Genomic DNA, 6,715 nt, shown 5'->3' with positions numbered 1-6,715 from the left:
TACTACAACCGCACCAGGCTCCACAGCTACAACAACTACCTGTCGCCAATAGCTATGGAGCAAAAAGCGGCATAAGCACCGTAAACGGTGTCCGGGATTGCTTGACCAGTTCAGCCTGCTGGCGATGAGGCCGGAACAGGCAATGGAGAATTACTTGAACCGCTATCAGGCTAACTCCCACAGTTGATTTGTGTGCACCGCAGGTTCCCTGTGGGAGCCAGCCTGCTGGCGATGAGGCCGGAACAGGCAATGGAGAATTACTTGAACCGCTAGCAGGCTAACTCCCACAGTTGATTGGTGTGCACCGCAGATTCCTGTGGGAGCCAGCCTGCTGGCGATGAGGCCGGAACAGGCAATGGAGAATTACTTGAACCGCTAGCAGGCTAACTCCCACAGTTGATTTGTGTGCACCGCAGATTCCCTGTGGGAGCCAGCCTGCTGGCGATGAGGCCGGAACAGGCAGCGAAAAACTATTTGAACCGCCGCTCAACCCCTTTTTCCACCAGGATCTTCGCCGAAATCTCTTCAACCGAAAAATGCGTGGAGTTGATGTTGGGAATGTTCTCGCGGCGAAACAGGTTCTCCACCTCGCGCACTTCGAATTCGCACTGGGCGTAACTCGAATAGCGGCTGTTGGGCTTGCGCTCGTTGCGGATGGCCGTCAGGCGGTCCGGGTCGATGGTCAGGCCGAACAGCTTGTGCTGATGGGCGCGCAGGGCGTTGGGCAGTTGCAGGCGCTCCATGTCGTCTTCGGTGAGCGGGTAATTGGCCGCGCGGATGCCGAATTGCATGGCCATGTACAGGCAGGTCGGGGTCTTGCCGCAGCGCGATACGCCCACCAGGATCAGGTCGGCCTTGTCGTAGTAGTGGGTGCGGGCGCCGTCGTCGTTGTCCAGGGCGAAGTTCACCGCCTCGATGCGCTCCATGTAATTGGAACTGGTGCCTATCGAATGGGATTTGCCGACGGTGTAGGACGAATGCTCGGTCAGTTCCTGTTCCAGGGGCGCCAGGAAGGTCGAGAAAATATCGATCATGAAACCATTGGAGGTGGCGAGGATCTCACGAATGTCCTGATTGACGATGGTGTCGAAGATGATCGGCCGGAAGCCGTCGGTTTCGGCGGCTTTGTTGATTTGTTGTACCATGGCCCGCGCTTTATCCACGTTGTCGATGTACGGTCGCGTGAATTTGCTGAAGGTTATGTTTTCGAACTGCGCCAGGAGGCTTTGGCCCAGGGTTTCGGCTGTGATGCCGGTGCCGTCGGAAATAAAGAAAGCAGATCGTTTCATTTGCACCTTGGGCCTTAAGCTAATGATCATTCTTGGATATGATAGGCGCGATTTGTCGGCCGCCAATGGCCCGCATTCTCACTTATTTTCCAGGTCCAGGCCATACAGCCGGAAAACGCCCCTCAGGGCAGCCGGCTTCTGAGCTTTTCCAACACAGTTAGTGGAGAGATCACCTTGGTAGAGTACGTAGTTTCCCTCGATAAGCTCGGCAAACACGATGTTGAGCATGTGGGGGGCAAGAACGCATCCCTGGGCGAGATGATCAGCAACCTTGCAGGTGCCGGTGTATCGGTGCCCGGTGGCTTCGCCACGACAGCTCAGGCTTATCGTGATTTTCTCGAACTCAGCGGCCTGAACGACCAGATCCACGCCGCCCTGGACGCCCTCGACGTCGACGATATCAACGCCCTCGCCAAGACCGGCGCCCAGATCCGTCAATGGATCATGGAGGCCGAGTTCCCCGAGAAGCTCAACGCCGAGATCCGCACCGCGTTCGCCACGCTGTCGGCCGGCAACCCTGACATGGCCGTTGCCGTGCGCTCTTCCGCGACTGCCGAAGACCTGCCGGATGCTTCCTTCGCCGGTCAGCAGGAAACCTTCCTGAACATCCGTGGTGTCGAAAACGTCATTCGCGCCGCAAAAGAGGTGTTCGCTTCGCTGTTCAACGACCGTGCGATTTCCTACCGCGTCCACCAGGGCTTCGACCACAAGCTGGTGGCCCTGTCGGCTGGCGTGCAGCGCATGGTCCGCTCCGAAACCGGCACCGCCGGCGTGATGTTCACCCTCGATACCGAATCGGGCTTCCGTGACGTGGTGTTCATCACCGGCGCCTACGGCCTGGGTGAAACCGTCGTACAAGGCGCGGTGAACCCGGATGAGTTTTATGTCCACAAAGGCACGCTGGAGGCGGGTCGTCCGGCCATCCTGCGCCGCAACCTGGGCAGCAAGGCCATCAAGATGATCTACGGCGAAGTCGCCACGGCCGGCAAGTCGGTGAAAACCATCGACGTCGACAAGGCTGATCGCGCACGTTTCTGCCTGAGCGACGCCGAAGTCAGCGAGCTGGCCAAGCAGGCGATGATCATCGAGAAGCACTACCAGTGCCCGATGGACATCGAGTGGGCCAAGGACGGTGACGACGGCAAGCTCTACATCGTGCAGGCCCGTCCGGAAACCGTGAAGAGCCGCACCCAGGCCAACGTCATGGAACGTTACCTGTTGAAAGAAACTGGCACCGTGCTGGTTGAAGGTCGTGCCATCGGCCAGCGCATCGGCGCGGGCAAGGTGCGCATCATCAAGGACGTGTCCGAGATGGATAAGGTCCAGCCAGGCGACGTACTGGTTTCCGACATGACCGACCCGGACTGGGAACCGGTCATGAAGCGCGCCAGCGCCATCGTCACCAACCGTGGCGGTCGTACCTGCCACGCGGCGATCATCGCTCGCGAACTGGGGATCCCGGCTGTGGTCGGTTGCGGCAACGCCACCCAGCTGTTGAAAGACGGCCAGGGCGTGACCGTTTCCTGCGCCGAAGGCGACACCGGCTACATCTTCGAAGGCGAACTGGGCTTCGACATCAAGAAAAACTCCGTTGATGCCATGCCTGACCTGCCGTTCAAGATCATGATGAACGTCGGCAACCCGGACCGTGCATTCGACTTCGCACAACTGCCGAACGCCGGTGTGGGCCTGGCCCGTCTGGAATTCATCATCAACCGCATGATCGGCGTGCACCCCAAGGCCCTGTTGAACTACGACGGCCTGCCGCAGGACATCAAGGACAGCGTCGACAAGCGCATCGCCGGTTACAACGACCCGGTCGATTTTTACGTCGACAAGCTGGTTGAAGGCATCAGCACCCTGGCCGCCGCGTTCACCCCGAAAAAGGTCATCGTGCGCCTGTCGGACTTCAAGTCCAACGAATATGCCAACCTGATCGGCGGCAAGCTCTACGAACCGGAAGAAGAAAACCCGATGCTGGGCTTCCGTGGCGCCTCGCGTTACATCAGCGAGGCGTTCCGCGACTGCTTCGAGCTCGAGTGCCGCGCCCTCAAGCGTGTGCGCAACGAGATGGGCCTGACCAACGTCGAAATCATGGTGCCATTCGTCCGTACCTTGGGCGAAGCGAGCCAGGTGATCGATCTGCTGGCCGAGAATGGCCTGGCCCGCGGCGAGAACGGTCTGCGCATCATCATGATGTGCGAGCTGCCATCGAACGCGATCCTCGCTGAAGAATTCCTCGAGTTCTTCGACGGCTTCTCCATCGGTTCCAACGACCTGACCCAGCTGACCCTGGGCCTGGACCGTGACTCCGGGATCATCGCGCACCTGTTCGACGAACGTAACCCGGCCGTCAAGAAGCTGCTGGCCAACGCCATTGCCGCGTGCAACAAGGCTGGCAAGTACATCGGCATTTGCGGTCAGGGCCCTTCGGACCACCCGGACCTGGCCAAGTGGCTGATGGAGCAGGGCATCGAAAGCGTTTCGCTGAACCCGGACTCCGTACTGGAAACCTGGTTCTTCCTGGCGGAAGGTCAAGCAGCCGTTTGATTGTGTGAGCGGGCCGCTCCCCTGTAGGAGCGAGCTTGCTCGCGATGGACGTCAACGATAATGCGTTTATCCTGGATAAACGCGGCGTCCTGAGGTTCTTCGCGAGCAAGCCCGCTCCTACAGGGATGGACATACAGTCAAAGGCGGCCGTTTTTTGAGATTCAAGTAGGGCGGGCTCCTCTGGACGCCGCCCTTTTTTGTGCAAGAGCATTATGCAAAGCAGCAGCCACCTATTTCCTGTCGCCCTGATCAGCGCCGAACGTCGCGGTGATCTGAGCGAAGACGTCTACCGTTTGAAACCCGCCAACAGCCCGGACGGCACCGTCGAGCTGGCCGTGACGCGCCTGGGCATGGCCGACGAGCCGTCCCGGCGCGGTGTGCCGGTGATTCTGCTGCATGGCAGCTTCTCCAACCGCCGATTCTGGTTTTCCCCCAAGGGCCTGGGGCTGGGTGCTTATCTGACCCGCTTCGGTTTTGATGTGTGGATCCCGGAAATGCGCGGCCACGGCCTGTCACAGCGCAACCAGGGTTACCGGCAGAACCGCGTCGCCGACTACGCGCGTTACGACCTGCCGGCCATTGGCGCCTTCGTGCACGAGCAAAGTGGCCAGGCTGCGCACTGGATTGGACATTCGCTGGGGGGCATTACCCTGGCGGCGGCGCTGGGCGGCCAGTACATCGACGAGTCGGTGGTGGCGTCTGCCGCCTTCTTCGGTACACAGGTCAGCCGCACCTATTGGCCGCTGAAGATCCCACCGGTGGAGTGGGGCGGTCGCTTCATCCTCAAGCGCTTTGCCCAGCTCTCCGGTTCAAGGCTCAAGCGCGGTCCGGAGGACGAGCCGATCGGCCTGGCCCTGGAAAGCATGCGCTGGTACGGACTGTTCGGGCGTTTTGGCGATGCGGACAAGGATTGGTGGGCCGGGTTGGCGGACGTGCAACTGCCGGTGCTGGCCGTCAGTGCTGCGGGCGATCATCAGGACCCGACCTGGGCCTGTCGCAAGCTGTTCGAACAGATCGGTTCCGAGCACAAGCAATTCGTCAATCTGGGTCGCGACCAGGGCTTTGCCGATAATTTCGGTCACGTCGAGATGCTCGTCAGCAAAGCCGCGCAGGCCGAAGTGTGGCCGCTGGTTGCGCGCTGGCTGGTCGACCAGCGCACGGCGCTGTTGCCTGGCCAGTCGGATTTAGCCGCAGCAGTCTGAGCGCAATGCTCTATCAAGGGCATTTCGCTCGCACCGGGTTGCGGCTAAGATATGACGCATCATGCTTTTCCGGTCACTTTGCGACATCTCGATTGTCTTCCTCTCTACAGGAGTTTCTCGATGAACCATTACATCACCCCTGACCTGTGCGACGCCTATCCGGAGCTGGTCCAGGTGCTGGAACCGATGTTCAGCAATTTCGGTGGCCGGGACTCCTTCGGCGGCGAAATCGTGACCGTCAAGTGCTTCGAGGACAACTCGCGGGTCAAGGAGCAGGTCGAGCTCGAGGGGCATGGCAAAGTGATGGTCGTCGACGGCGGCGGTTCCCTGCGTCACGCGTTGCTGGGCGACATGCTGGCCGAGAAGGCCGCGAAGAACGGCTGGGAGGGCCTGGTGATCTACGGCTGCATCCGCGACGTGGATATCATTGCGCAGACCGACCTGGGCGTTCAGGCCCTCGCCAGCCACCCACGCAAGTCCGACCGGCGTGGCGTCGGCGAAATCAACATCCCGGTGACGTTTGCCGGCGTGACCTTTCGCCCGGGCGAATACATCTATGCGGACAACAACGGCGTGATCATCTCGCCCAGCCCGCTGCAGATGCCCGAGTAAGCACGCGCGACCAACTTAGGGGTGAGGATGTTCGAGGAAGACAACGCGCAGTGGGGGCTGGTGCATGCCCTGGTGCTGGATGGTAAAGGCGGTGCGCGTTCGATAGCCCGGACTGAGCTCGATGACTTGCAGTTGCAGGCCCACGAAAGCCTGTGGCTGCACTGGGACCGCAGTCATCCGCAGACCCAGACCTGGCTGCGTAAATACAGCGGCCTGACCGAGTTCAGCTGCGACCTGCTGCTCGAGGAGAACACCCGGCCGCGCCTGTTGCCGCTGCCGGACTCCGAATTTTTACTGTTCCTGCGCGGCATCAACCTCAATCCCGGGGCGGAACCGGAAGACATGGTTTCCGTGCGCATCTTCGGTTCGGCGCAGCGGGTCATTTCCCTGCGCCTGCGCCCGTTGCGGGCCACCGATGAATTGCTGGCGCAGCTCGAAGAAGGCAAAGGCCCGAAAACCGCCTCTGAACTCATCCTTTATATGGCCCAGCTGCTCACGCACAAGGTGCAGGATCTGGTCAGTTGCCTCTCGGAAGTGGTCGATGAGGAAGAAGAAAAACTGGATGCCGACGAACGGTATACGCCCGAGCATGGAGCCATTTTGCAGATCCGTCGCAGGGCGGCTGCGCTGAAGAGATTCCTCGCTCCGCAGCGCGATATTTTCGGCCAGCTGACGCGGATCAAATTACCCTGGTTCGTCGATGACGATGCCGATTACTGGAACGAATTGAACAACAGCCTGACGCGTTATCTCGAAGAGCTGGAATTGACCAGGGAGCGGGTGGGGTTGGTCCTCGAGGCCGAAGATCGGCGTTTGAGCGTGCGCATGAACCGCACGATGTACCGTTTTGGCATCATCACCGGGATCTTTTTGCCGATGAGTTTCCTGGCCGGTCTGCTGGGTATAAACGTCGGCGGAATTCCGTTGTCCGAGAGCCCCTATGGCTTCCTTGTGGCCTGCCTGATGATGGTCTCGGTGGCGCTCGGGCAGTGGTGGTTATTCCGTCGTTTGCGTTGGGTCTGACGATGCGTCATGTGACCCGGGCAAATTTGATCGCGTCTT

At 60.1% G+C, this 6,715-nt stretch carries 5 protein-coding genes; 4 read left to right on the top strand and 1 reads right to left on the bottom strand.

What is annotated here, in order from left to right; translation table 11 throughout:
- Window positions 1-470: 470 nt before the first annotated feature.
- Complete coding sequence (ppsR, locus tag IMW75_RS21860) at window positions 471-1,289, bottom strand: posphoenolpyruvate synthetase regulatory kinase/phosphorylase PpsR (RefSeq protein WP_045060992.1); 819 nt, start codon at window positions 1,287-1,289, stop codon at window positions 471-473.
- 174 nt (window positions 1,290-1,463) lie between these two features.
- On the opposite strand from ppsR, the gene ppsA reads away from it, so the two are divergent.
- The 4 genes from ppsA to IMW75_RS21840 all read left to right on the top strand — a co-directional run bounded on the left by ppsA (window position 1,464) and on the right by IMW75_RS21840 (window position 6,676).
- Complete coding sequence (ppsA, locus tag IMW75_RS21855; protein ID WP_045060993.1) at window positions 1,464-3,839, top strand: phosphoenolpyruvate synthase; 2,376 nt, start codon at window positions 1,464-1,466, stop codon at window positions 3,837-3,839.
- Between the two features lie 212 nt (window positions 3,840-4,051).
- On the top strand, window positions 4,052-5,041 hold the full coding sequence (locus tag IMW75_RS21850) for an alpha/beta fold hydrolase (RefSeq protein WP_205893738.1): 990 nt from the start codon (window positions 4,052-4,054) through the stop codon (window positions 5,039-5,041).
- A 120-nt stretch (window positions 5,042-5,161) separates the two neighbouring features.
- Window positions 5,162-5,653 carry a ribonuclease E activity regulator RraA gene (rraA, locus tag IMW75_RS21845; RefSeq protein ID WP_045060995.1) on the top strand — a complete coding sequence of 164 codons (492 nt, stop codon included), beginning with the start codon at window positions 5,162-5,164 and terminating at the stop codon, window positions 5,651-5,653.
- A gap of 27 nt (window positions 5,654-5,680) precedes the next feature.
- Window positions 5,681-6,676: a zinc transporter ZntB gene (locus tag IMW75_RS21840; RefSeq protein ID WP_045060996.1), complete on the top strand. Its 996-nt coding sequence runs from the start codon at window positions 5,681-5,683 to the stop codon at window positions 6,674-6,676.
- Window positions 6,677-6,715: the final 39 nt, after the last annotated feature.

Source organism: Pseudomonas gregormendelii (assembly GCF_017114825.1).
GTDB classification, from domain to species: domain Bacteria; phylum Pseudomonadota; class Gammaproteobacteria; order Pseudomonadales; family Pseudomonadaceae; genus Aquipseudomonas; species Aquipseudomonas gregormendelii.
This window is presented reverse-complemented; position numbering and strand designations above follow the sequence as displayed.